This window comes from Nonomuraea sp. NPDC001636 (genome assembly GCF_040298265.1).
Classification (GTDB): Bacteria; Actinomycetota; Actinomycetes; order Streptosporangiales; family Streptosporangiaceae; genus Nonomuraea.
In genome coordinates this window covers 14639-36771 of the sequence record NZ_JBEOZT010000047.1, presented here as the reverse complement: position 1 = coordinate 36771, position 22133 = coordinate 14639, and the positions used below count along the sequence as shown (strand labels likewise).

General features: G+C 70.5%; 24 protein-coding genes and 2 pseudogenes. 14 read left to right on the top strand and 12 right to left on the bottom strand.

All coding sequences use genetic code 11. The features are described from left to right. Window positions 1–133 precede the first annotated feature (133 nt). Window positions 134–1177: a CLIPPER-2 domain-containing protein gene (locus tag ABT158_RS47685; protein ID WP_352365529.1), complete on the top strand. Its 1044-nt coding sequence runs from the start codon at window positions 134–136 to the stop codon at window positions 1175–1177. 215 nt (window positions 1178–1392) lie between these two features. Here ABT158_RS47685 and ABT158_RS47680 read toward each other — a convergent pair. From ABT158_RS47680 to hsaA, 4 genes and pseudogenes are all read right to left on the bottom strand, one after another. After that, window positions 1393–2094: pseudogene (locus ABT158_RS47680) on the bottom strand (transposase); the annotation flags it as partial. Between the two features lie 562 nt (window positions 2095–2656). Next, window positions 2657–4108: an amidohydrolase family protein gene (locus ABT158_RS47675; protein WP_352365527.1), complete on the bottom strand. Its 1452-nt coding sequence runs from the start codon at window positions 4106–4108 to the stop codon at window positions 2657–2659. An 83-nt stretch (window positions 4109–4191) separates the two neighbouring features. Next, the gene (hsaB, locus tag ABT158_RS47670) at window positions 4192–4776 is read right to left on the bottom strand and encodes a 3-hydroxy-9,10-secoandrosta-1,3,5(10)-triene-9,17-dione monooxygenase reductase subunit (protein ID WP_352365525.1); all 585 of its coding nucleotides are present in this window, start codon (window positions 4774–4776) and stop codon (window positions 4192–4194) included. Beyond that, on the bottom strand, window positions 4773–5936 hold the full coding sequence (gene hsaA / locus ABT158_RS47665; protein ID WP_352365523.1) for a 3-hydroxy-9,10-secoandrosta-1,3,5(10)-triene-9,17-dione monooxygenase oxygenase subunit: 1164 nt from the start codon (window positions 5934–5936) through the stop codon (window positions 4773–4775). Before hsaA ends, hsaB begins: the two co-directional genes overlap by 4 nt. Before the next feature lie 161 nt (window positions 5937–6097). Here hsaA and ABT158_RS47660 point away from each other — a divergent pair, with 161 nt between their 5' ends. After that, the gene (locus tag ABT158_RS47660; protein WP_352365521.1) at window positions 6098–6907 is read left to right on the top strand and encodes an alpha/beta fold hydrolase; all 810 of its coding nucleotides are present in this window, start codon (window positions 6098–6100) and stop codon (window positions 6905–6907) included. Window positions 6908–7398: 491 nt separating this feature from the next. On the opposite strand, the gene ABT158_RS47655 is transcribed toward ABT158_RS47660, so the two are convergent. The 6 genes from ABT158_RS47655 to ABT158_RS47630 form a co-directional block, all read right to left on the bottom strand. Then, entirely contained in the window at window positions 7399–7641 is a 243-nt protein-coding gene (locus ABT158_RS47655) for a hypothetical protein (RefSeq protein ID WP_352365519.1), read from the bottom strand. 33 nt (window positions 7642–7674) lie between these two features. Then, window positions 7675–8244 (bottom strand): hypothetical protein, encoded by a 570-nt coding sequence (locus tag ABT158_RS47650; protein WP_352365517.1) that lies wholly within the window; start codon window positions 8242–8244, stop codon window positions 7675–7677. A gap of 5 nt (window positions 8245–8249) precedes the next feature. Next, on the bottom strand, window positions 8250–8783 hold the full coding sequence (locus ABT158_RS47645) for a hypothetical protein (RefSeq protein WP_352365515.1): 534 nt from the start codon (window positions 8781–8783) through the stop codon (window positions 8250–8252). 374 nt (window positions 8784–9157) lie between these two features. Next, window positions 9158–10585 carry a tyrosine-type recombinase/integrase gene (locus tag ABT158_RS47640; protein WP_352365514.1) on the bottom strand — a complete coding sequence of 476 codons (1428 nt, stop codon included), beginning with the start codon at window positions 10583–10585 and terminating at the stop codon, window positions 9158–9160. Then, on the bottom strand, window positions 10582–11145 hold the full coding sequence (locus tag ABT158_RS47635; RefSeq protein ID WP_352365512.1) for a DUF6283 family protein: 564 nt from the start codon (window positions 11143–11145) through the stop codon (window positions 10582–10584). The genes ABT158_RS47640 and ABT158_RS47635 overlap by 4 nt, the downstream gene beginning before the upstream one ends. Window positions 11146–11167: 22 nt before the next feature. Next, window positions 11168–11452: a hypothetical protein gene (locus ABT158_RS47630; protein ID WP_352365510.1), complete on the bottom strand. Its 285-nt coding sequence runs from the start codon at window positions 11450–11452 to the stop codon at window positions 11168–11170. A 733-nt stretch (window positions 11453–12185) separates the two neighbouring features. Here ABT158_RS47630 and ABT158_RS47625 point away from each other — a divergent pair. The 8 genes and pseudogenes from ABT158_RS47625 (at window position 12186) to ABT158_RS47590 (ending at window position 17972) form a co-directional block, all read left to right on the top strand. After that, window positions 12186–12512, top strand: coding sequence for an AAA family ATPase (locus ABT158_RS47625; RefSeq protein WP_352365508.1), 327 nt, complete (start codon window positions 12186–12188; stop codon window positions 12510–12512). 88 nt (window positions 12513–12600) lie between these two features. After that, window positions 12601–12951 (top strand): hypothetical protein, encoded by a 351-nt coding sequence (locus tag ABT158_RS47620; protein WP_352365506.1) that lies wholly within the window; start codon window positions 12601–12603, stop codon window positions 12949–12951. A gap of 38 nt (window positions 12952–12989) precedes the next feature. Then, entirely contained in the window at window positions 12990–13712 is a 723-nt protein-coding gene (locus ABT158_RS47615; protein WP_352365504.1) for a hypothetical protein, read from the top strand. 380 nt (window positions 13713–14092) lie between these two features. After that, window positions 14093–15391, top strand: coding sequence for an alpha/beta hydrolase (locus ABT158_RS47610; RefSeq protein ID WP_352365502.1), 1299 nt, complete (start codon window positions 14093–14095; stop codon window positions 15389–15391). Next, window positions 15307–15699 (top strand): annotated as a pseudogene (locus ABT158_RS47605) (FAD-dependent oxidoreductase); the annotation flags it as partial. The gene ABT158_RS47610 and the pseudogene ABT158_RS47605, both read left to right, overlap by 85 nt. Window positions 15700–15727: 28 nt before the next feature. Beyond that, window positions 15728–16102, top strand: coding sequence for an oxidoreductase C-terminal domain-containing protein (locus ABT158_RS47600; protein WP_352365500.1), 375 nt, complete (start codon window positions 15728–15730; stop codon window positions 16100–16102). Window positions 16103–16345: 243 nt separating this feature from the next. Continuing rightward, the gene (locus tag ABT158_RS47595) at window positions 16346–17359 is read left to right on the top strand and encodes an AraC-like ligand-binding domain-containing protein (protein ID WP_352365498.1); all 1014 of its coding nucleotides are present in this window, start codon (window positions 16346–16348) and stop codon (window positions 17357–17359) included. A gap of 259 nt (window positions 17360–17618) precedes the next feature. Next, window positions 17619–17972 (top strand): hypothetical protein, encoded by a 354-nt coding sequence (locus ABT158_RS47590; RefSeq protein ID WP_352365496.1) that lies wholly within the window; start codon window positions 17619–17621, stop codon window positions 17970–17972. Between the two features lie 443 nt (window positions 17973–18415). Here the strand turns inward: ABT158_RS47590 and ABT158_RS47585 are convergent, their stop codons facing one another. Together ABT158_RS47585 and ABT158_RS47580 are read right to left on the bottom strand one after the other, a co-directional pair. After that, on the bottom strand, window positions 18416–19006 hold the full coding sequence (locus ABT158_RS47585; protein WP_352365494.1) for a GNAT family N-acetyltransferase: 591 nt from the start codon (window positions 19004–19006) through the stop codon (window positions 18416–18418). A 13-nt stretch (window positions 19007–19019) separates the two neighbouring features. Then, window positions 19020–19229: a hypothetical protein gene (locus ABT158_RS47580; protein WP_352365492.1), complete on the bottom strand. Its 210-nt coding sequence runs from the start codon at window positions 19227–19229 to the stop codon at window positions 19020–19022. A gap of 168 nt (window positions 19230–19397) precedes the next feature. Between ABT158_RS47580 and ABT158_RS47575 the strand changes: the two genes are divergently transcribed. From ABT158_RS47575 to ABT158_RS47560, 4 genes are all read left to right on the top strand, one after another. Beyond that, window positions 19398–19946, top strand: coding sequence for a helix-turn-helix transcriptional regulator (locus tag ABT158_RS47575; protein WP_352365490.1), 549 nt, complete (start codon window positions 19398–19400; stop codon window positions 19944–19946). 85 nt (window positions 19947–20031) lie between these two features. Continuing rightward, window positions 20032–20562, top strand: a complete 531-nt coding sequence (locus ABT158_RS47570; RefSeq protein WP_352365488.1) for a hypothetical protein — start codon at window positions 20032–20034, stop codon at window positions 20560–20562. Between the two features lie 199 nt (window positions 20563–20761). Continuing rightward, window positions 20762–20908 carry a hypothetical protein gene (locus ABT158_RS47565; protein ID WP_352365486.1) on the top strand — a complete coding sequence of 49 codons (147 nt, stop codon included), beginning with the start codon at window positions 20762–20764 and terminating at the stop codon, window positions 20906–20908. A 238-nt stretch (window positions 20909–21146) separates the two neighbouring features. After that, window positions 21147–21959, top strand: a complete 813-nt coding sequence (locus ABT158_RS47560; RefSeq protein WP_352365484.1) for a class I SAM-dependent methyltransferase — start codon at window positions 21147–21149, stop codon at window positions 21957–21959. Window positions 21960–22133: the final 174 nt, after the last annotated feature.

Sequence of the window (22133 nt, the reverse complement as noted above, 5' to 3'; positions counted from 1 at the left end):
GCTCTCAGTCGTCTCCGGCAGTTCGTGGCCGCTGCTAGGGCTGGGCTGGCGGGACGGGCAGTGGCGCGTTGGGGCAGGCGGCGGCGATGGACGTCAGCGTGTCCTTCTCTCGCTGGTCGGCCGACAGGCCCCAGTGCCGTTTGATCGCGGTCCACTCGGTGATGTAGCGGACGTCGTCCCAGCCGGCCAGACCACCACCCGGTTCGCCTTCAAGTCCATCTCCGCCGCCGGCGGCAACCCGGCGATCGGCAACTTCCTGGACGGCATCGTCTTCGGCACCGCCCCCTGCGCCGTGCTCACCAAGGCCGCCATCCCCGAGGGCGAGGTCGAGGTCGGCGACGTCATCACCTACCGGGTGAACGCCAGGAACGAAGGCGGCGCCCCAGCCGACAACCTGATCCTGACCGACGACATCCCGGCCGGCACCAGCTACGTCCCCGGCTCCCTGCGCGTCATCGACGGCCCGGGCAGCGGCGGCAAGAGCGACGCGGCCGGCGACGACCAGGCGTACGTCGACGCCGGAGCCGGCCGTGTCGTCTTCCACCTCGGCCAGGGGGCCACCGCCCAGCAGGGCGGCAGCCTGGCCTCGACAGCAGACACGCCCGACGGAACCACGGTGGAGTTCCGTGTCCGCGTCGAACGCGCTGGCGCCGGTCGTGAGATCGAGAACCAGGCCCGCGCCACCTACGACAACACCCTCGGCAACACGCCCGACCACCTCACCTCCACCTCCAACGCCACCACCACGCCGGTGAAGCGCGTCGTCGAGCTCGCCGTCGTCAAGGCCGCCGACCGTACCGAGGCCGCCGTCGGCGAGGCAGTCACCTACCACGTGGCCGTCACCAACAACGGGCCCAACGACGCCACCGGCGTCACAGTCGTCGACCAGCTCCCCGAAGGGCTGACCTTCATCTCCGCCACTGCCACCGCCGGCAGCTACGACCCGGCCACCGGCCTGTGGGACGTCGGCGCGATGGACGTCGGCACCACCCACACCCTCACCCTGCTGGCCAAGGTCACCCAACCCGGGCCGCTGACCAACACCGCCACCGCCACCGCCAACGAGACCGACGGCCCCGTCACCGACGAAGTCGTCGTCTGCGCCCGCCCACCGGCCCCCTGCCCGCCCCACGGCGGCGGCGGGTGCGGGTGCGGGTGCGGCTGCGGCGGCTGCTGAGCCGTTAGCGCCGGGCTGACTGTTGATGTGCCTCGTCCTGGCGGACGAGGCACATCAAGGCTTTCAGGACCACGTTCTCGGCCCTCTGCTCCCGCAGCTGTCCCCAGCCCCAAAGTAGCTGTGTGAGAAATCACGATTGCGGTTCGTGATCGTCACGGAGGGGACTGTAAAAACAACGGCTCTGGCCCGTAATCGGTGGCCGCATTGAGTGATCATCACTGAAGCAGGATGCGGTGGCGCAGAAGGTCGAACCCGGCCCGGCCGTGCATCTGGCGCATGATCCTCTTCGTGCGAGTGTTGACGCCCTCGGTGCGGCCATTGTGGTGGGGAAGGGTGAGGGCGGCGTTCACGGCGGCGCGGTCAAGCTCGATCCCGTTGGCGAAGCCGTGCAGGTGAGGCAGATCGGCGACGCGGATGGTGGTGATCCAGGTGGTGAGCTTGTCGTCGTTGCCTTCAGCCGGGGACAGGAGCGCGGCGAAGTCGCGGACATGGCGGGCGAGGCCGGTCAGCTCGGGACAAGCAGCGGTGAGTTCTTGCAACAGCCGGGTGTCGCTATCACGGAGTCGGTCGGGGTGAGTGAGCAGCAGACGTGCCAGGCGGCGCGGGGTGGTGACGGGCCGTTCTCCTTCGGCTCGGCCTTGAGTGATATAGCGGTAGAGGAGATTGAGACTGCCGGTGTAGCCGAGCTGTTTGATCTCACGGAACAGCTGCTGAACGGGCACGGCTGGGTCGGTGGCGCGCCGGTCGCGCAGGTGATCGCGGTAGGGATCGACGAGCGTGGGCCGGTAGCGCGGTGCACGGCGTAAAGCCTCGGGCTTGTGGGTGCGGGTGTAGCGCTTGACGGTGTTGAGCGACAGGTTCAGGCGGCGGGCACATTCCAGCAGGCCGACACCCTTGCCCAGCAGGTCGTGGATCTGCGGAGAAGGCTCTCAGCACGGCGTTGCAGGTGGACGGCGCGGTCGGGGTGGACGCCTGGCTGACCCCGCGTGAGCGGAAGGAGGCGGAAGTGTGGTTCGGCGAGCGCCTGGCCGCCGTGCGGCACCCCCGTCTGATTGGGGCGTCGATCGCCTTGCGCGGCTTGCGGTTCTTCAGGCAGGACTCCAGATCGTCCGCAACCTCGACCCGGCGCTGGTGGCGCTCGGCGTGGAGGGCAGCAAACGTTACCGGGAGGTGTAGGCCCTGAAGGAGGCTGAGTGCAGGAATTAGCGGTAGCAACCTGGGGCTTCTTCTCGTCGAGGGTCTCGACCAGGAGTTCATCATCCCCAGGCCAACGGCAGGGGAGCACCGTCGAATACATGCCTTGGCCCACCGCGGCGCTGGACTGCCTACTGGGACAGCAGGCCGGTCGCGGCGCTGATGCCGCCGCGGCCAGGCTTCGGCTTCTTGCCCGCGGCGGGAGTGGCGGTCTCCTGGTCGGCGTTCCGAAGGTTCGGTAGTCGCCTAAGCGCCCGCTTGCGGGCGCGGATATGGCGCCGATTGTCAGGACAGGCCCGGGACGCCGTCGGCGTAGGCGGAGCCGAAGGAGCGGGTGGCCATGCGCTCGGCGGTCTCCCACCAGGCGCGCAGATCCTCCGGCCGCAGGTCCGGCAGCTTGGCGTGGCCCTCGTGGACGCGGGTGAGAGCGGCCCCGGCCCGGGCGCGCACCGCGGCCAGGTCGACACCGACCAGCTCACCGTGCCGCTTGCGGATCTCGCCGTCGACCAGGACCGTGTCCACGTCCGCCGCGGTCGACTGCAGGACCACGGTGCCGACGGGGTGGCTGGAGCGGACCAGGTCCAGCCGCGGCCTGAGCACGACGAGGTCGGCCTGCTTGCCGGGGGTGAGCGAGCCGACTTGGCCGGCCAGGCCGAGCGTGTCGGCGCCGTTGGTCGTCCCCCAGGCCAGCGCGTCCCTGGTGGACAGGCCGATCGTCCACGGCATGGTGCCGGTGCGGTGCACGCGCTGGTTGTCGAGCATGCGCTGCGTCTGCAGGCCGAGCCGCAGCTGCGAGAACAGGTCGCCCGATCCGACGCAGACGATGTCGGTGCTGACGCCGGGCGCGATGCCGGCCTCCATCGCCGGGCGGAGCGGCGGGATGCCCATGCCCATCTGCATCTCGGTCTCCGGGGCGATGCTGACCCTCGCGCCCGTGTCGGCCAGCATCCGCCACTCCTGCTCGTCCAGGGCGGGGCAGTGGATGTGCACGTGACCGGGGTGCAGCAGGCCGTGGTCGCGCATCTCGCGCAGGCCCTTGAGCAGGATGGAACCGGTCGCCGCGGCGGTGTGGGAGCTGATCAGCACCCCCAGGTCGGCGGCCAGCCGCACCTCGGCCGCCGTCTGCTCGAAGGGCACGGTGCCGAAGTCGCTCAGCAGCACCCCGGGGGTGACCAGGCCCTCGCGCAGCCCGTCGCGAACCCGGCGGAGGTCGCGCAGCCGGTCGTCGTGGCCGCCGAACGGGGTGGGCGCGAAGTCCCATTTCTGCATGCCGTAGGCGTAGACGGCGCGGATGCCCGCGGCGCGCAACGCGTCGATCGCGGCGTCGGCGTGCTCGGGGGTGTTCACGCAGTCGCAGCAGTCCATGATCGTGGTGACGCCGGCGTCCAGCGCTTCCAGCGCGCCGACGAGCGCGGCCGTCCCGAGGTCCTCGGCGGTGAGGAAGGAGCCGGTGCCGCCGAAGGTCGTACCGAGGAACTGCGGCAGCGACTGGTCGGCGGAGATCGCCCGCATCAGCGCCATCCAGGTGTGCCGGTGGCTGTCGACCAGCCCGGGAAGGACGATCGCGCCGCTGGCGTCGATCACTTCGGCGTCGGCGCCGCGCAGTTCGTCCGCGTCGCGCACGACGGCGGCGATGCGCCCGTCCTCGATGAGCACGGCGCCGTCGGGCAGGTCGCCGTAGCGGTCGTCCATGGTGATGACGTGGCCGCCGGTGACGACCTTGCGGGCTGTGCTCATGTGCGTGCTACCTCCGGGAGATGTGATGGGGCGCCGTCCGGGCGGGGCGCCCGGGACGTCGGCGGGGTTCTGCGGCCGTCCGGTCAGTGCCATTCGCCGGCGGCCGCCCAGGTGAGGAAGCCCGGCTGGGCCGCGGCGGGCCCGGCGGGGGGTTCGGTGACGGTGTAGCCGCCGCGGTAGAACAGCAGCGGGCGCTCTGCGGCGCCGGCCGCCAGGTCATGCACGCGGCCGACGACGATGTGGTGGTCGCCGCCGTCGTGCACGGCGTGCACCTCGCAGTCCACCCAGGCCAGCGCGCCGTCGAGCAGCGGCGCGCCGCCGGGGGAAGGGTGCCAGGGCGCGGCGGTGAACTTGTCGCCGCCGCTGCGGCCGAACAGGGAGCTGAGGTCGCGCTGGTCGTGGCCGAGCAGGTTGACGGCGAAGCGGCCGGCCCGCCGGATCGCCGGCCAGGTGCCGGAGGTCTTCGCCGGGCAGAAGAGCACCAGGGGCGGGTCCAGGGAGAGCGCGGCGAAGGACTGGCAGGCGAAGCCGACGGGCCGCGTCCTGTCCAGTGCGGTGATCACGGCGATGCCCGTGCAGAAGTGACCGAGGACGTGCCGGAAGGCCGCATGGCCGACCGCCGGGGGTTCGTCGCGGTGGACGTCCGGCGCGCCCGGCGTGGGCGTCACAGCATGCCCGCCGTGACGGTCTCGCCGAACTCGCCGTCGCCGTACAGCTTGAGCGCCGCCTCGGGGTCGTTGGCCACGTGCACTCGGGCGGCGTGGGCGTCGCGCCAGAAGCGCTGGATCGGCGTGTCGTCCGCGAGCGCCCCCGCGCCGGAGTTCTCGAACAGTCGGTCCAGGGCGGCGATGCACCGCTCGGAGGCGCGTACCTGGTCGCGCCGCAACCGCAGCCGCAGCGTGGTCGGCACGGGTTCCCCCGCGCGGGCGGCGTCGTAGACGTCAGTGATGTTGCGGGTGAGCTGGAGCCAGGAGGCGTCGATCTCGCTGGCGGCCTCGGCCACGCGCACCTTGGCGAACGGGTCGTCCTTGACCTTCTGTCCGGCGAAGACCCGGACCCGCTCCCGCTGGTGGGCGACGTGCGCGTCGTACGCCCCGGTGGCCATGCCGACCAGCGGCGTGGTGATCGTGGTGGTCATCAGCGAGTACAGCGGGATCCGGTACAGCGGGCCGGTGTTGACCTCCTGCCCCGGGCAGACGCAGCGGAAGGAGTCGGCGAAGCTGAGCACGCGGTGCGCGGGGACGAACACGTCCTGGACGTCCACGTCGTTGCTTCCCGTGCCGCGCAGCCCGACGGTGCGCCAGACGTCGTGCACGGTGTAGTCGCGCGCGGGCACCAGGAAGGCCGCCCAGTCGACGGGCGCGCCGTCGTCGGCGAGGATCAGGCCGCCGAGGATGGCCGCGTCGGCGTGGTCGACGCCCGAGGAGAAGCTCCACCTGCCCGACAGCCGGTATCCGCCCTCGACGGCGCTTGCCCGGCCGACGGGGGCGTAGGCGGAGGAGACCAGCGCGCCGGGGTCCTTCCCCCAGACGTCGTCCTGGGCCTGGGCGGGGAAGGTCGCGACGTGCCACTGGTGGGCGCCGAGCACGGAGGCGACCCAGCCGGTCGACCCGCAGGCGCCGGCGATCATCCGGACCGCGGTGTAGAACGTCACGGGGTCGGATTCGTGACCGCCGTACCTGGCCGGCTGCAGCAGCCGGAAGAAACCGCTGTCGCGCAGGGCCTGGATGGAGGCTTCTGGCACCACGCGGGCGTCCTCGGTCTTCTGGGCCCGCTCACGCAGGATCGGCAGCAACTCGCGGACGGCGTCAAGGACCTGCTGGGTCATGGATCGCTCCGGTACGGCGTCGGGGGTGTTGACCGAATCATCAGCCGGGCCGCGGCAGAAGGACCAATACCGCTTCGAGCGTTCCGTATACCGGCACTGTCATACCGGCACCCCGGATAGGTATTTGTCCGGAACGCCTCCGGGGGCGAGGGTGTGTTGCCATGAGGACGACAACACTGAACGGCCAAGAGATCGACTTCGACGTCACGGGAACCGCGACCGACGAGCCCGCGCTGCTGCTGCTGAGCGGCTGGTGCCAGGATCATCGGCTGTTCTCCCGCGTCCTGCCGATCCTGGCCGAGGAGCGCCAGGTCATCCGCATGGACTGGCGCGGGCACGGCAGGCGGCGGGCCGTCGCGGACGACTTCGGGCCGGCCGAGATGGCCGACGACGCCGTCGCCCTGGTGGACGAGCTGGCGGTGCGGCAGGTCGTCCCCGTGTCGACGTCGCACGGCGGCTGGGCCAACCTCGAACTCGCCGACCGGCTGGGCGCCGGGCGCGTGCCCCGCGTCGTGGTCGTGGACTGGCTGGTGGGCCGGGCCTCGCCGGAGTTCGTCGCGGGCCTGCGGACCGGCTACCACCCGGACACCTGGAGGGAGGGACGCCAGGGGTTGTTCGACATCTGGCTCGACCGTTCCGACAGCCCGGACGTGCGGCGCCACCTGGAGGAGGAGATGGCCGGCTTCGAGGAGGAGATGTGGACCAGGTCCTGCCGGGTGATCGAGGCGGCGTACGCCCGGTGGGGCTCGCCGCTGGAGCGAATGCTGGCGATCAAGGAGGAACGGCCCATCGCGCACCTGTTCTCACAGCCCGGCGACCTGGCTCATCGCCGGGAGCAGCGCGCGTTCAGCGCCCGGCACCCGTGGTTCCAGCCGCGCTGGCTGGGCGGTCCCACGCACTTCCCGACCCTCGACTCGCCCGAGCTCATCTCCGAGGCGATCCTGGCGTTCACGGCGGGCGCGGGACGCTGAGCCGCGTCCAGGCCCGGGACGGCGAGCCGCGTGCAGGGCCCGGCGCCCGAACGCGTCTCGGGGCAGCGGCGTTAGCCGCCGTCGGCGGCCGAGCGGGTGGCGGTGATCCTGTTGCTGCGCGAGGACAGGATGTCGGCTTTGCGTCCGTCGAGGGACCTGAGGCCATCGCCAAGGTCACCGAGCTCCTCGCGCCCCGCCGCCGTACCCACTGATCAGCTGAGCGGGTGGCTTGGCGGGGTTGTAGGAGGTCCCCGGCCATCACGTCACGGATCACTAACAGGCGAAGAAGCCCCAGGTCGCTACCACTAATTTCTGCACTCAGCCTCCTCGAAGGCCGGTGACACGCATGACGTCGAACTGCTCGAGTGTGAAGGCTCCGAGCGGTGCGTCGCGCCGAAGCAGGGGCACGGGCCGACGGTGCGCGCGGCGGGAGGGTGGAGTCGTCGCTGCTCGGCGCAGGGCCGCACACACTAGGTGCAGGGGTTGGCAGATCAGACATCGCGTGCGGTGCGTGGGGAGCGTTCTGGCTTCGGCCGGCGTCTCAGACGCCGGACCAGGGCGGTCCAGCTCAGCCTGGCCGCATCGTCGGCCAGGTTCTGGATGAGTGCAGTGAGGTCGCCTTCGCGCTGCAGGTCTTCCTGCTCCTGATAAGGATCGGGGCTGGCCGACGGCAGGCGGGTGCAGGCCACACGCAGGCGGCCACGGTCATCGGCCTTGAGCCGCCAGTTGGCCACGTACGCGCTGTCGAGGGCGCTGCTGTCGGTGGATCATTCGGTCTCCTGCTCCTTTTGCTCAGCCCCGAGGGAGTGCCGGTGGGCGGACAACTTCAGCAGCCGCGAGGCCTCGAGGGTGCCAACCCGCGCTGCGCTCGCCACGGCGTGCGGGGCCAGGTCCCAGCGCAGCCACCGGTCGGGAAGCGGATCGGGCAGCGGCCGACCCTCGTGACGCACGTCGGCGAGAGTCATTTCGGCCAGCAGCAGGTGTGGGGACAGACCCTCGCACACGGTCAGCGCCAGCAGCGCGCAACGGTGGTGCACCCCGGCATCGGTGACGAGCTCACCGTCCAGGTCCGCCAGCACCAGCATCCGCTCAGGCAGACGCTCCCCGCACACCTGACACAGGTGAGCCTGCTGGCAGCGCAGCAGCCGGCCGCCATGAATCTGTGTCCAGTACACCACGCCATCCAGCACTGGGGTGATCCACGGCAGCCCGTGCACGCGCGGGCGTGGCCACCCCGCGGGGCAGGCATCCACGCCGGAGGCGTGCATGGCGGCGTCCTGACGCCGCCACACCTCGCTGGGCGGCGGTGCCTTCGTCACATCCTGCACAGTGGTCACGACGGTCATCCCTCCGGAGGGAGCGGATTATTGGCCGGCGTTCCCCTGCCGCCGGCAAGCGGCGGGCGGGGGCGCACGGTGCCGTCGCGGCGGGCGGCCTGCAAGGCGGCCTGCCCGGTCTCAGAGACGCGGTACCGCATGGGGTGGGTGCCGGGGGTTGGCATCTCCAGCCAGCCTCTGTCCACCAGGGTGCTCCACCAGGCTCCGTCCGGGTCGGGAACGCCGTGGTAGGGCTGCCGGTCCGGCATGACGTCGATCTGCGGGGGATCGAGCGGCCTGCCGGTGTGCTGGTCGAAGAAGCGGCCGCTGATCCACAGGCTCAGATGTCCGTCGTCGATGTCGACCAGGGTGCGAATCAAGGCCAGGTCAGCACGGCTTCGTGAGCCGTCGTCGTTACCCGCCTGGTGCTCGGCCGCCATGTGCGTCGCCCGGGTTCGGCACGCGGGGCAGCACCGCTCAAAGGTCAGCCGTCGCTGCTCGGTGCAGGCATCCAGCGGTTCACCGCAGACCTGACAGGGCGCGAGGTCGGTGCCAGCCACGTTCGCCTTCTCTCTTCAGCAAGGTCATGCACCTTCGTCGTGCCGGGCAGATGCCAGCGGGGCCTTCTCAGGCTTCGGCGCCGGGTGGGTCTTGCCCGCGTACCGTGTCCAGGACGCTTTCCATGCGCTGGAAGCGCACCCACTCCTGGGCGTCCGGCTCGAACAGGTGGCGAGGCATCCATTCCACCTCGCAGGGCACGCACTCAGGGATCGCGACCTGCCGCGCCTGACCGTCCGGCGCCGACACAGTCAGGGTCCGGAAAGTGAGGGGCTGCAGGCACTCCGGGCAGAACCCTTCGGCCACGCTCGGCTGGGCTCGCGACCAGTGGTCACGTCCGGGATTCTCGGTGTAGGGCACGAGGACGTCCAATCCGTCAGGACTCAAGTGATTGTGCCGCAGCTGCCGCCACAGCGTCGGTGAACGTGGGCGCGGGGGCCTCGCCCGCAGGCGGTGGCCCGCCGGTCGGGGAGGTCAGGGCGGACTCTTGTTGCACAAGGTCCGCTGGGGAGCTGGGGTCGTGGCTGGGCGGATCGTGTGGCGGCGCGCCGGCGGCCTGACCGGGGGCGGAAGGGGGTTGCTGGGTGAGTAGTTCGGCGAGCCGGTGTACGGCGTGCTCGTTCAGCTGCGCTTCGCCGCGGTCGTAGCGCTGGGTGGTGACGGGGGAGGCGTGGCCCAGCAGCTTCTGGACGTCCTCCACCGGGACGCCTGCGGCGAGGAGGAGGGTGGCGGCGGTGGCGCGGAGCATGTGCGGGGTCAGCTTGGCCACGTCCAGGCCGGCGGCGCGGGCGGCGCGGCGTAGCGCGGTCTGCTGTCGCCAGCGGTCGAAGCTGCGGCCGTCGGCGCGCTGCAGCAGCAGGTCGTTCGACTTGCGGCCGGCCGTCAGCGGCCGCAGCAACGCCATGGCCACCTCGGGCAGCGGCACCACGATGACGGCGCCGCCCTTGAGCCGGAAGCGGATCACCCAGTGGCCGGCCGAGCGTTCCACCCGTCCGACGGTCAGGCTCTCCAGTTCGCCGGCGCGCATGCCGGTGATGGTCAGCAAGGCCACCGCGGCGGCGTCGGCCGGATGCTTGGCGGCGATGGCCTGGGCGCCGCGCAACAGGGTGGTGCCGTCGGTCAGGTCGAGGGCGGGGGTGGTGCCGACCTTGCCGACCTCGGGCGCCTCGACCCACTGGGCCGGACTGTGGCCGATCACCTGGCGGCGGGCGGCATAGCCGTACAGCGATTTGAGGTTGGACAGGTGCCAGGCCAGCGTGGCCGGGGCCAGCGCCTTGCCGCCGCGGTTCAGATCGGCGGCGGCGCCGCTGCCGGTGCCGAGCTGGTCGAGGTAGGCGACCACGACGTCCTCGGTGACCTGCCACAGCCCGGCGCCCGGCGCGGTCAGTGCCCACCACCGGACGAACTTGGCCACCACGGCCAGCCGGTCGCGGCGGGTGGCGGCGGTCTTGCCCGCGCGCAGCCAGGCCGCCACCGTTGGCCAGCCGGCCCGCTGGTGCGTCGCCGGGTCGTCGTCGCGGGGCAGCGCGTCGATGAGGTCGACGTCGGCGCCGGGCACCTCACCGCCGTCACGCGGCCGGCGCCGGGGACGCAGCCCGGCGATGTCGCCGACCGAGGCCACCAGCGGCGCCGGCGGCGGCAGCGGCGGCTCGCCCGCCCGGCCGAGCGGGCCGACGGCTCTGCCGCCGAACCCGCCGGAGCCCGCGACCGTCGATGCGGCAGGCGGGACGGTGCTCGCGCCGGGACGCCACACCGTGGTGGGAACGAGCACCTCTTCTTCGCGGCCCATCTGCTGTCCCGTCACGGGCGGGCTCCCGCCGTTCGGCCTGTCGGGCTGTCCACGGCATCGGCATCGGGCTCGCCAGGCGTGGCCTGGCCGGGCCCCCGCGCGGCCAGCTGGGCGGCACGGCGCTCCAGGAGTTCCTCCAGGTCGAACACCAGCGGCGGCCAGGTGGTGGTGTCGGGGTGAATGGCTTCGATCGGGAGCTGGCCAACCAGCACGCTGAGCCGGGCGCGGACGTGGTGCGGGCCGACGACGGCCAGCCAGCCCGCGCACAGCCGCAGCGGATGCGCGGTGTCCGGCTGGTCCAGATGGCAGGACATCCGGCGGCCGCCGAACATCTGCTCGGCCACCTCCAGGGTGTGGGCACCGCCCCGGGTGTCGCCCTCGCTGGCCTGAATCAGCTTGCGGATGTCCTTGTCGCTGTAGGCGGTCAGATCCGCGTCACGCCGCCACGCGCACACGCGCTCGCCCCCGCACGGCCGCGAGCGGAACTCCAGCGTGCCCGCGCCCTCCGTCGTAAAGGGCGAGGGGCGGCGTGACGCGTCGCTGACCTGCTCCGGGGCCTGCCCAGGTGCTGCCATGAACACTTCCTTCGTCACGTGCTCAGCCTTCCGTGCCGTTCGGCGGAGACGTCGGCGGAGTCTCCACCACCGGCTCGTCGGGACAGGCGAGGTGGGGTTCCGTCGGTGGCGGTGCCTGCTCGATCAGGCCGGCCGGCCGGTCGAGGGCGTCCAGCTCCGCAGCCCGCCGGTGCAACTCGTCGACGGCGTGCAGCAGCCGGCGGGTGTCGCCGCTGAACACCGTGGCGTCGGCATCGGCGAACTTGCCGTCGAGCGCCCGCAGCCGTTCGACGGCGTAGCGCAGTTCCTGGGCGAAGGCTTCACGCACGTTCCGTCGCTCCAGGTTCAGGCCGTACGTCAGGTAGCGCCGGTCCGCCGCCGGGGCTCATCGGCGACTCCTCCAGTCTCCAGGGGGCCTCTCCGCGCGGGAAGCCCGGCTGCGTGAGAGTTCTCATTCTTCTGCCAGTACCGATTCTCATCGGGTTGTCAGTAAGCCCAGATGGCGCTTCATAGGAGTCAATTCTGGCATCGGGATGGAGGAACGGGCGGCCAAGCGCGAGGCGAGCGACCCTGGGTAGTCGGGCATTTCCTCACCGTCCCAGTTTCCTGGCTTCAATCGTTACGGTATGGAATCGTCTGGATTGCTGGAGTTACCATCCGGGATGTTGGCGCATGTGACCGAACTGTCCAGTGCGGTAACGCGTCTGCACGCGTGCTCACCGTCGGCACGAGGGAGCGGCATCGCGGGAACACGTCGACACCTCGAATGGGGAAGTCTCCATCAACTCCGCGGTCCCGCCATGCGCCGCCTTCTGGCCTTCGATGAGCGTCAGGAGCTCACCACTGCGCACGTCCGCCTGCTGAGCTCCTGCATGGGGATCAGCGAGCGGACCCTGTGGCGATGGATCCGCGCCGGGTGTGAGGGACGCCTCCTACCACCAGCTGCCGCGTCACCTGCCCCGCCCCTCCGGCCTCCCGCTGCCGCCGCCTGTCGCCGGATGGGTCCGGCCCGGCGAACACGCAGAAGACCCGTCGACCGGCGATGCGGCAGGAGGATGAGCGTGGAGCGGATCTGGTCGAACGACGAACCTGACGATCACCACTTGCGGCTGCCCGGCGCCCGTTCGGTGGTCACCGGCGACGCGTTGATCATCAAGGAGAACCTCGCCCAGGTGATCAAACTTCAGGGCATGTTGTGCCTGTACGGGGAGGCGGGTGTCGGCAAGACGTTCCTGACCCGCGGCGTGCTGCGGGAGCTTGCGCCGGTGAGCACGTTCTGGGTGCGTTTTCGCGCCCACCCCTACCCGCGTGATATCCGCGAGGCGCTTTTGAGTCGCTGGGCATGGCCGGGCCGGTGCCGCGCCGTGCCGGCCAGTTCGACCGGCTGATCCTTCAGCAGCTGCGCGGCGAGTTCCGGGTCCTGGTGTGTGATGAGGCCCAGTGGTTGTCGGCTGAGTGCTTCGAGCTGTGGCGCTTTTGCGGGACGACAAGAATACGAAGATCGTCCTGGTGTTCGTCGGCGGCCATAACTGCTACAAGGTGCTGCGCAGCAAGCCGATGCTGGCCTCGCGGGTGACGATCTGGCAGGAGCTCCAGCGGCTGTCGCGCGAGGAGGTCGCGACCGTCATCCCCGCCTTCCATCCGGTCTGGGCGCACGTCGCCCCTGCAGATCTGACCTTGGTCGACGCCCGCGCGGCCCATGGCAACTTCCGGATGTGGGTGACCATCACGCGTCTGGCGGTGGAGGCGCTGACGCTCTTCGATCAGCCGCGAGTTGACCGCAAGGTGCTGGAGTGGGTGTTCAGCAAACTCGGCGGCAGCCCATGACCGCCGGTGGTGACACGAGGGACCTGCGGGCGCCGGTGGTGAGCATCGTCGTGGACCACGCCGACGACCACCGGCTGACCCGGCAGGCGCTGAATGCCCAGGATCCGGCGGCCGGGTGGATCACCGTGCATCCGACCCCATCCAGCAACAGCCTGATCGACCTGGCCCACGTGCTGCCGGCCGCCACCTTCACCGTGCTGGGACAGGTGCAGGCGTTGTTCGAGCAGGCCCGCGCGCGCCGCCCGGTGCGGCCCGAACCGCCATCGCGCCCGATGCGATGCTCCAACTTGTCCACCGACACCGCTGTGGTCACCGAGGCGCTCGCCACGCCGCTGCCGCTGCTGCCGGACAGCGGGCTGACCCGGTTCCGGGCCGATCTGCGCCGCCAGCTCGGCCCCGATGCTTCGCGCTGGCCGATGCCCTGTACCGGCAAGCGATGGACTCGGCCTGCGCGTTCCTCACCGGCCACCCGGACTATCACGCCGATCCCGTGCCGCGCGCGGCCTGCCGCGCCCGTGCGCTGGCACCGGCGGGTTCACCCGCCAACGGGACCGTGGTCTGCAACCCCTTCGCTTCGACGACTCGGCCGGTCCATTCAGTTACCTGACCCAGCTGCTGTGCGGCAGCCCCAGCCCTGCCCACTCGCTGGTCCTAGTCCCACCGAGCGCGTCGATCGCCTTGGTGAGGCCGGCCACCTGGGCGTCGGCCGCCTCCGCCGGTCAGGCGGGGCAGCGGAACGACGGTCACCTCCCCGGCGCTGACGTTGACCACGACCACGGGGCTGCGTCAGTCAACACGAGTTGCTCATCGTGCAGGCGTCCAGGCGTTGAATCTGTTCGATCTTGCTCTGGGAATAGCTCTCCTCCACTCCTCCCGCTCTGACCGCCTTTCACCAGATAAGCAACTTAGGTTGACTATCCCGGATTTAGTCAACTATGGTTGCTTGCATTCCCGATGAAGGACGTCCCACATGAATCTCCCCCATGCCCTAGTCGGCGTAGTGCTGACGGGAACCACACTCCTGCCAGGCCCCACGACCACTGCCCTGACCCGTTTCTATGACCAGCCCGTCGAATGGGCGGCCTGCGGCGACCCCCTCCTGGACCATGTGGGCGCCCAATGCGCCGAGATCACGGTCCCGTTGGACTACTCCAAGCCGCAGGGCAAGACGATCAAAGTCGCGATCTCCCGCATCAAGGCCACCGACCCGGGCAAGCGGCGCGGCGTCATGCTGTCCAACCCCGGTGGTCCCGGCGGTGCGGGCCTGAACTTCATGGGCTACATCAGTCAGCGGATGACCCCCGAGGTCACCTCCCGCTACGACCTGATCGGCATGGATCCACGCGGCGTCGGCAGGAGCGCACCGGTCGACTGCGGCTGGCCGATCGGGCACATGCTCTGGTCCGCCGGGCCGACCCGGGCGAGCTTCCGCCGGGCCGTACAGACGCAGGCCGATCTCGCGCAGCGGTGCGCGCAGCGGGAAGGCGACCGGATCGCCCACATCACCACCCGGAACACCGCGCGGGACATGGACGTCATCCGCGCCGCCCTCGGCGAGGCGAAGATCTCCTACTTCGGCATGTCCTACGGCACTTACCTCGGCGCGGTCTTCACCCAGATGTTCCCGCAGCGCAGCGACCGCTTCGTACTGGACAGCGCGATCGATCCGGCCCAGTACATGGCCGGGTCGATCAGGAACAGCGGACCGGCCAACGAGGCCGCGCTCGACGACTGGGCCGCCTGGACCGCCAAGCGCGACCCCGAATACCACCTCGGCGCGACGGCACGCCAGGTGCGGGCCCGCGTCGAGAGCTTGGTCAAGGCCCCGATCCGCATCGGAGAACATCTCGTCGACGAACGCTTCCTGCCCATGGTCATCTTCACCCTGCTGCCCGACGCCAGAGAGAACGCCCGTCTGGCCGCCCGGGTGCGGCTGCTCACCGAAGCCGCCGAGGGCAAGCCGGTCCGCCCGACCGACGACTTCGAACAGGAACTGCAGTTCACGCTGCACGGCAAGCCGCAGGGCTACTCCAGCCAGGCCGCCGTCATCTGCGGCGATGCGGCAGTGCCACGCGACCCCGAGCGGTACTGGCGCGCCATCCAGCGCAGCCGGGCCACCCAGCCGGCGTTCGGACCGTATGCGAACAACATCACCGCCTGCGCCTTCTGGCCCACTCCCCGCGAGCCCGCGACCAAGGTCGGCAACAATGTCCCCGCACTGATCGTCCAGGCCACCGGCGACACCCGCACGGTCTATCAGGAGGGCGTGAACCTGCGCCGGGCGATGCCCGCCGCACGCCTGGTCACCGTACGGGACGTGCGCATGCACGGCGTCTTCGGCCGCCTGCCCAACACCTGCGTGGAGACGGCCGTGAACACCTACTTCGCCAGCGGCACCCTGCCCGCCGACGATCTCACCTGCCGCGCCGATCCGTCCTGACCGCGTGGGCCACAACCAGTCGGCCCCGTCGTCGGTCAGCGCCTCGCCGACGCACACCCGCTTCGCCCACGCCGCCCGCGCTCAGGCGGTCGGTGGTCCTCGTCGGCGCGGGGTTCCTTGGTACGGAGGTCGCCGCCGCCGCCCGGCAGCTCGGCCTGGACGTCACCCTGGTCGATCCGCTCCGCGCGCCGTTGATCGCCCGGCTCGGCGACCGGGTGGCGCGGCTGCTGGCCGGATTGCACGCCAGGCACGGCGTCCGTCTGCGTCCCGGCACCCTGGTCACCGGCCTGACCGGCCACGACGGCCGGGTGAACGGGGTGCCGGGCCGCACCCGGCGTGGTCGCCGCCGGCGACGTCGCCTCCTGGCGGCACCCCGGCTTCGGCCGCCTGCGCGTCGAACACCGGCTGAACGCCACCGAACAGGGCACGGCCGCAGCCCGGACGCTCCTCGGCGGCCAGGCCCCCTTCGCACCCGTGCCCTACTGCTGGACCGACCAGTACGACGTGAAGATCCAGGTCCACGGCGTCACCGGCGGCGACGCCCGGTTCCAGGTCGTCGCCGGGGACCCCGCCACCGGCCGGTTCGCCGGCCTGTACGGCAGGGACGGCCACGTCATCGGCGCCATGACCTGTAACCTGCCCCGGCAGGCCCGCGCCCTCCGCCGACACGTCGCCAAACGGACCCCGTGGCGCCAGGCCACCACCGGATGACCCGGCACTCGACCGCTCCTGGGCAACGGCGGCACGGACAGCGGCACGGACAGCGGCACGGACAGCGGCACGGACAGCGGCACGGACAGCGGCACGGTCGCCGGCACGGTCGCCGGCACGCACCCCGCTGCGGTCGGCCGGCTCGGCCTCAGGATGGCCGATGATGTGGTCGGCGGGGCGCATCGGCCTGGCTTCTCGTCACACCCGAGTATGTCTCGAACGCTCGAGATCATGTCATGAGAGGTGAAATTGGGAATCGTCACCCTGCACAGCACGGACCTGCCGCCCGACCAGCGATTCGACTGGTGGTGCGACCTGATCAGCCACGACGTGGCGCCCATCCAGATCACCAGCGACCACGCCGCCGACTTCCGGGCGTCGGCCGGGGCGATCGACCTGGACACCGTCCAGGTGACGACCATGTCGTTCCCCGCGCTCAGCTCCGTGCGCACACCCGCGCTGATCCGCCGCTCCGACCCCGAGAGGTACGAGCTCGCCCTGATCGTGGGAAGCACGATGTGGATCTCCCAGGGCGGCAACGACACCCGGATGGGGGCCGGCGACCTGGTGATGTGGGACACCTCCCACCCGTACCAGGGCGGCGCGTTCGACGGGCCGGGGCCGGCACGGGCGATCATCGTGCATCTGCCCAAATCCGAGCTGCCCCTGCCGTCCGGCAAGGTCGACGCGCTCCTGGCCCACGCGATGCCCGCGAACGGCGGCGTCGACGCGATCCTGGCCGGCTACCTCAAGACGCTGGTGCGCGAGGCGCGGTCCATGTCCTTACCCGAGGTACGGCGGCTCGGTGCCGCCACGCTGGACCTGGCCCTGGCCTTCCTCGCCCACCGGCTGAACGCACAGGACCGCCTGCCCCCCGAGACCCGGCAGTTCGCCCTGGTGGCGCGCATCCGGGCGTTCGTCGAGCACAACCTCGCCGACGCCGACCTGACACCCCGCGCGATCGCCCACCGGCACCACATCTCCGTGCGCTACCTGCAACTGCTGTTCCAGCGTCAAGGCACAACGCTGACAGAGTGGATCCGCCGCCGCCGTCTGGAGCACTGCCGCGCCGACCTGGCCGATCCCCGCCTGGCCGGGCAGCCCATCCACGCCATCGCCGCCCGCTGGGGATTCACCCGCGCCGCCGACCTCAGCAAATCCTTCCGGGCCAAGTACGGCCTGTCGCCCAAGGACTATCGGCACGAGGCCCTGACCCGCGCCACACCAGAGGCGGACGACAGCCACGCGCGACGATGACGTCGAGACCTCCCCGGCTGCCGGCCGCCCGGTCAGGCCGGCCCTCTACCGGCAGCGCCATGTCGTGGAGAGCGGCATCAATCGGCCTGAACGCCATCGCGCTGTGGCGAACTCGCCGTCCGCTGTCGTGCGCTCATTGCCACAACACAGTGCGCGCCGCGCTGACGACTTCCATGATCGACCGCAACTAGGCTGCGCACGTCGGATCCCAGCGAACGGGATTCGACGTCACGAATTTCATGGGATGAGGGGAACGGGAATGACAAGAAGACTCAGGCGGTGGGGTGCCCTCGGGGCTGCGGCCGTATCCCTCGCAGGGACCATGGTCGTCGCGGGCGGCGCAACAGCGGCGCACGCGGACACCCGGTGCAGCGCGGATCCGATCTCCATCAACGACAGCCCCGGCGGGGACCCCAAACAGCGGGCGTACGGCCACTCCCACAACACCGGTAACCACTACGTCAACGGCTCCCTTTACGACGCCTATCGGGGATTGCACAAATGGTTCTGGATGGCGGACAACGACGGCGGGTCGGACGGCGACAGCGCTGACACCTTCTATGGCAATTCTTGGTGCTATTCGTCCGCGCCACCACAGCCGGGCGTTGCGTGAAGGCGGTTCTGGCGCAAAAGAGCAGGATGCCGTGACGGCACGTGTCCATGATCGCGGTGCTGTAACTGCCCGCACGTGAGAACGTCCGCTCGTGATGATCAGGTTGGATCAGAAGCCTGATCTTCACGGACGGCCGTAGGGGTTGTCGCGCGGTACTCGCTGAGGGTGACTGGCTGGAGACGGTCCCGGCGGATCGGTGGCGGTCATGACGATGGGCGGGCTCTACCCCTGGCTAACCAGCCCCACCTTCATCAGGCTGCCGCCTGCTGGGCTTTTCCAAGCCTTCCGGTCAGAGGGTGCGCAAGGTGGTGCCGGCCATCAAGACGATCAGAGCTCGCGCCAACGAGGGCTTCGGCGATCCCCGCGACGTGGCGCCCTAAGATCCCGACCAGCGGCTCGTCGAGCAACAACGGATCATCAGCTCTGCCGGCGGCCGCGCGGCCTCAATCGGCGAGTCGCATGACGATGCGGGGCACTCCGGCGGCCGTCGATCCGGTATCGGCGATCGTGACGAAGCCGGCGGACTCGGACAGAGACCGCGTACCGACGAACGCCAGCATGGTGTCGATCTTCTTGCCGGTGTTGTCGCCCGGGTGGCCCTCGACGGCCGCGGGGCGGTGCCCGCGCGAGAACCTGGCTGCGCCGTCGGTCAGCGCCTTCGCCACCCCGGGTCGCGGTGGCCGGGGCGGACGTTGAGACACCAGATCGACCAGATCGCGAGGTCGTCGTCGAGCTTGGGGATCCTGCTGGTGCGAGCGATGGAGTACACCCCGGGCGCGGGGCGCGACACTGGCCCAGCCGACGACCTCATCGACGTCATGGGCCAGGACGCCCGGCGCGACGGGCTGCCGGCACAGGCGTCGCATGTAGCCTGGCCGTGCGTCAGGGCCGAGTTCGCGGTTGACCGCGGGGTCGATGCGATGGCTCAGGCACCAGCAGGCGGTCGTGCCCGGCCTTGTGGGGGCGAGCATGATCGAGACGTCGTCGAAGTGGTCCGCCGACGCGGGCTCGATCCTGAAGGCCGGAGCGCTCATCGGCCGAGGGGCGTCAGTACGGCGATCTTCCATTGCGCCCCGTGTCGATGAGTTGATGGAGGTGGCGTTGGGTGGCGGCTCCGTCATGGCGCCAGGTGACGTCGGCCCAGGCGCTGTGAGCCGTCTCGGCGACCAGGGTGATGTCCGCCGCCAGGTCGTTCACGCCGTCGTACTGACCCCGGGCGGCGGCGAAGAACTCCTCGCTCTGTCCGGCGTCCGGCACGGCGATGGGATGGCCGGGGGGACAGGATCAACGACGGTATCGCGTATATGTCGGCCATGGTCTTCCCGTCTCGGGCGAGCAGGGCGCGAGCGTATCGGTCGACGAATGCGTGCACGACGGTGGTCATGCTCATGAGGTGTCGCGCTAGCGACGAACCTGGACAAGCTTGTGTCCTGGTTACGATCCTTCGCCAGGAAGTCGTCCGCAAAGTCCGTTGCCTCGCGCGACAATCACCTGACGATCCGCAGTGTCGAGCGCCGGCAACACCTCATCGAACGGCTCCACGCCGCCGCCGATCGGATCACCGTCGGCACCCTCGCCCGCGACTTCGGCGTCTCCAAGCGCACCATCGCCCGTGACATCGAACGGCTACGACAGTCGGGCGTCCCCATCGACGTCACCACCGGCCGCGGCGGAGGAGTGGCCATCAACCGGCACCACCGCATCCCCGCCATCGCCTTCGACCTCCGCGAGATCGCCACCCTGATGGCCAGCCTCACCGCGCTCGGCCCCACCACGAGCCCGTCCGCGGCGTCCGCCATGGACAAGCTCGCCACCGCGCTCACCGGCGGCCGCACGCACCCGGCGCTACGACACGGTTCCCAGACCTGCTGCAGGCACCGGCAACCGACGGATCACGCCCGCACAGCCCGACCTCCGCCATGGCGTTCGGCGCACCGCGCCGACGTCGCCGGGAGGCACCCGCCGTTAGCCTGATTCCCATGCTGTTCAAGCGCCGAGACCTTGAGCGCATCGCGGACGGGCCCTCACGCTGGCCGTCCGCCGCTGGCAGCGCAACGCCGTGCGTCCGGGCAGCCTGCTGCGCACCGCCGTCGGCATCGTGGCGATCGACACGGTGGAGGAGATCACCGAGGCCCAGGTGACCGCGCAGGACCTCCGGCGCGCGGGCTACGCCACGCCCGACGACCTGTGGAAGGAACTGGCCCGGCGGCCCGACGGACAGCTCTACCGGATCAGCCTGCGCATAGCCGGCCCGGCCCCCGGACAGCGCTCCGTGAACGCAGCGACCTGCACGCCGAACAGGCGGCCGAAAATACAGCGCCGCCTGGCCGGCATCGATAAGGCCGCCCGCCGCGGCCCCTGGACCCACGACCTGCTCCGCCTCATCCACGAACTGCCCGCGACCGCCGCCGCCGAGCTCGCCCAGCACCTCGGGCGCGACACCCAGGCCCTCAAACGGGACGTCCGCACACTCAAAGGCCGCAGCCTGACCGAGAGCCTGGAAGTCGGCCACCGGCTCTCCGTGCGGGGAGAGGCTCTGGTGAAGAGGGCGAAGACGGCGGCGAATGATGTTCCGGACAGCACGCCCTGAATCCCTCGGTCAGTGCTACAGGAACTCCACATTGCGTTGATGTCGAAGGAAGCGTGCGTTCAGTGCCAACGACATGAAGAGGTTGATCATGTGAGGGTCGACAGCGACATTTCGGCTCGCCTCACAACGATCGGAGAACCCGTGGCTCGTGGAAGCGCGGTCTTTGGGTCGCCGGCGTCGGCCGCGACGTCCTCGGCCCATGGGACCGCACCGGGAGAGCGCCGCGCGCTACTACAGCATGGACATGTACGACAGGTGCCCCCGGACCGGCCGCGGTCACCAGTGCGTCGAGTTCCCGGTGAAGTGGGGAGACCCGTACCTCGAACTGTGGATCCTCATGTACTGACGAAACGCGCCGGGGCCGGAGGCGGGCCAGAGATCCCCGCCATGGCCGGGTGCATGGACGCGGCGGGACGACACCCGCGCGGCGTCGCAGCAACGCTGCCACACCTCCGAAAGCGCTGGGGCTCGACATCGCGGGCGGCGAGGGACACCGCACCGAGCGCATCAAGGCCGGCCGCGACTCCCCGACATGGCCACAGAACTCCGCAGCCCGCCATCCGTTACGCCGTTAAGGAATCACCATGTACCGCTGGCAACCCGACCTCGGGCTGATCCAGGAAACGCTCCTGCTCACGCTCCACGCCAGAGCCCGGGACGCCGAACTGCCCCGCCCGATCCTCGGCGACACGCTCTCCGCCGACCTGGCCGGCAGAATCGACTATGACTTCGGCAAGCTGAAGGTCAAGACCAACGTCGTCGTCACCACGGCCCTGCGCTCCAGGAAGCTGGACGACGCCGTCCGGGCCTTCGTCGCCGCTCACCCCGGATGCGTGGTGCTCGACCTGGGCTGCGGCCTGGACACCAGGATGCGGCGCTGCGATCCGCCGCCGGGCGTCGACTGGTACGACGTCGACTTTCCCGCAGTGGTGAGTCTGCGATCCGCACTCCTGCACGGCCGCTCCCACCTCGTCGGAGCCAACCTCACCCGCTCCGACTGGCTCACGGCCATCCCCGATGACCGCCCGGCGATGATCGTCGCCGAAGGGCTGCTCCCCTTCATGCCCGGCGACTCCTTCCAGGCCCTGGTCCGCGAGCTGGCTGGCCACTTCCCTTCGGGCGAACTCGCGCTCAACGGCTACACCCGCCTCGCCGCCTGGGCCATGAAGCACCACCCGATCATGAGGACACTCGGCATGGAAGCCGCCCGGGGCTTCGACGACCCGCACGAACCCGAGTCCTGGGACGCCAGCCTCAAACTGATCGAGGAACAGATCCTCAACCGCGCACCGGAAGTAGCCCTGTTCCCGCAACCGCTACGCGCGCTGACCCGTCTCACCGCCCGTAGCACGGCCTTGTCCCGCCAAGGGGCACGCATTCTCCGTTACCGGTTCTGAGCCGGGGCTGATGGCACGGTGAACGTACGCGAGCGCGCCTGCCCAGCGAGGATCCCGGCCAGGTCCGCCGCCTGGACGGCGGGAAGGCTGACCAGCAGCTGTTCCCACTCGCGCCCCGCCTCTGTCCTTCGGAGCCCTGGCCTGATCGACAACGGCCGTCCGCCGATTCCGCAC

What these genes read in the sequence shown, in the direction of transcription:
- ABT158_RS47675 (WP_352365527.1), bottom strand. Translation starts at nt 4,108, where the DNA reads ATGAGCACAGCCCGCAAGGTCGTCACCGGCGGCCACGTCATCACCATG.
- ABT158_RS47560 (WP_352365484.1), top strand. Translation starts at nt 21,147, where the DNA reads ATGTACCGCTGGCAACCCGACCTCGGGCTGATCCAGGAAACGCTCCTG.
- ABT158_RS47660 (WP_352365521.1), top strand. Translation starts at nt 6,098, where the DNA reads ATGAGGACGACAACACTGAACGGCCAAGAGATCGACTTCGACGTCACG.
- ABT158_RS47565 (WP_352365486.1), top strand. Translation starts at nt 20,762, where the DNA reads ATGGGACCGCACCGGGAGAGCGCCGCGCGCTACTACAGCATGGACATG.
- ABT158_RS47590 (WP_352365496.1), top strand. Translation starts at nt 17,619, where the DNA reads ATGACAAGAAGACTCAGGCGGTGGGGTGCCCTCGGGGCTGCGGCCGTA.
- ABT158_RS47635 (WP_352365512.1), bottom strand. Translation starts at nt 11,145, where the DNA reads ATGGCAGCACCTGGGCAGGCCCCGGAGCAGGTCAGCGACGCGTCACGC.
- hsaA (WP_352365523.1), bottom strand. Translation starts at nt 5,936, where the DNA reads ATGACCCAGCAGGTCCTTGACGCCGTCCGCGAGTTGCTGCCGATCCTG.
- ABT158_RS47585 (WP_352365494.1), bottom strand. Translation starts at nt 19,006, where the DNA reads ATGAGCGCTCCGGCCTTCAGGATCGAGCCCGCGTCGGCGGACCACTTC.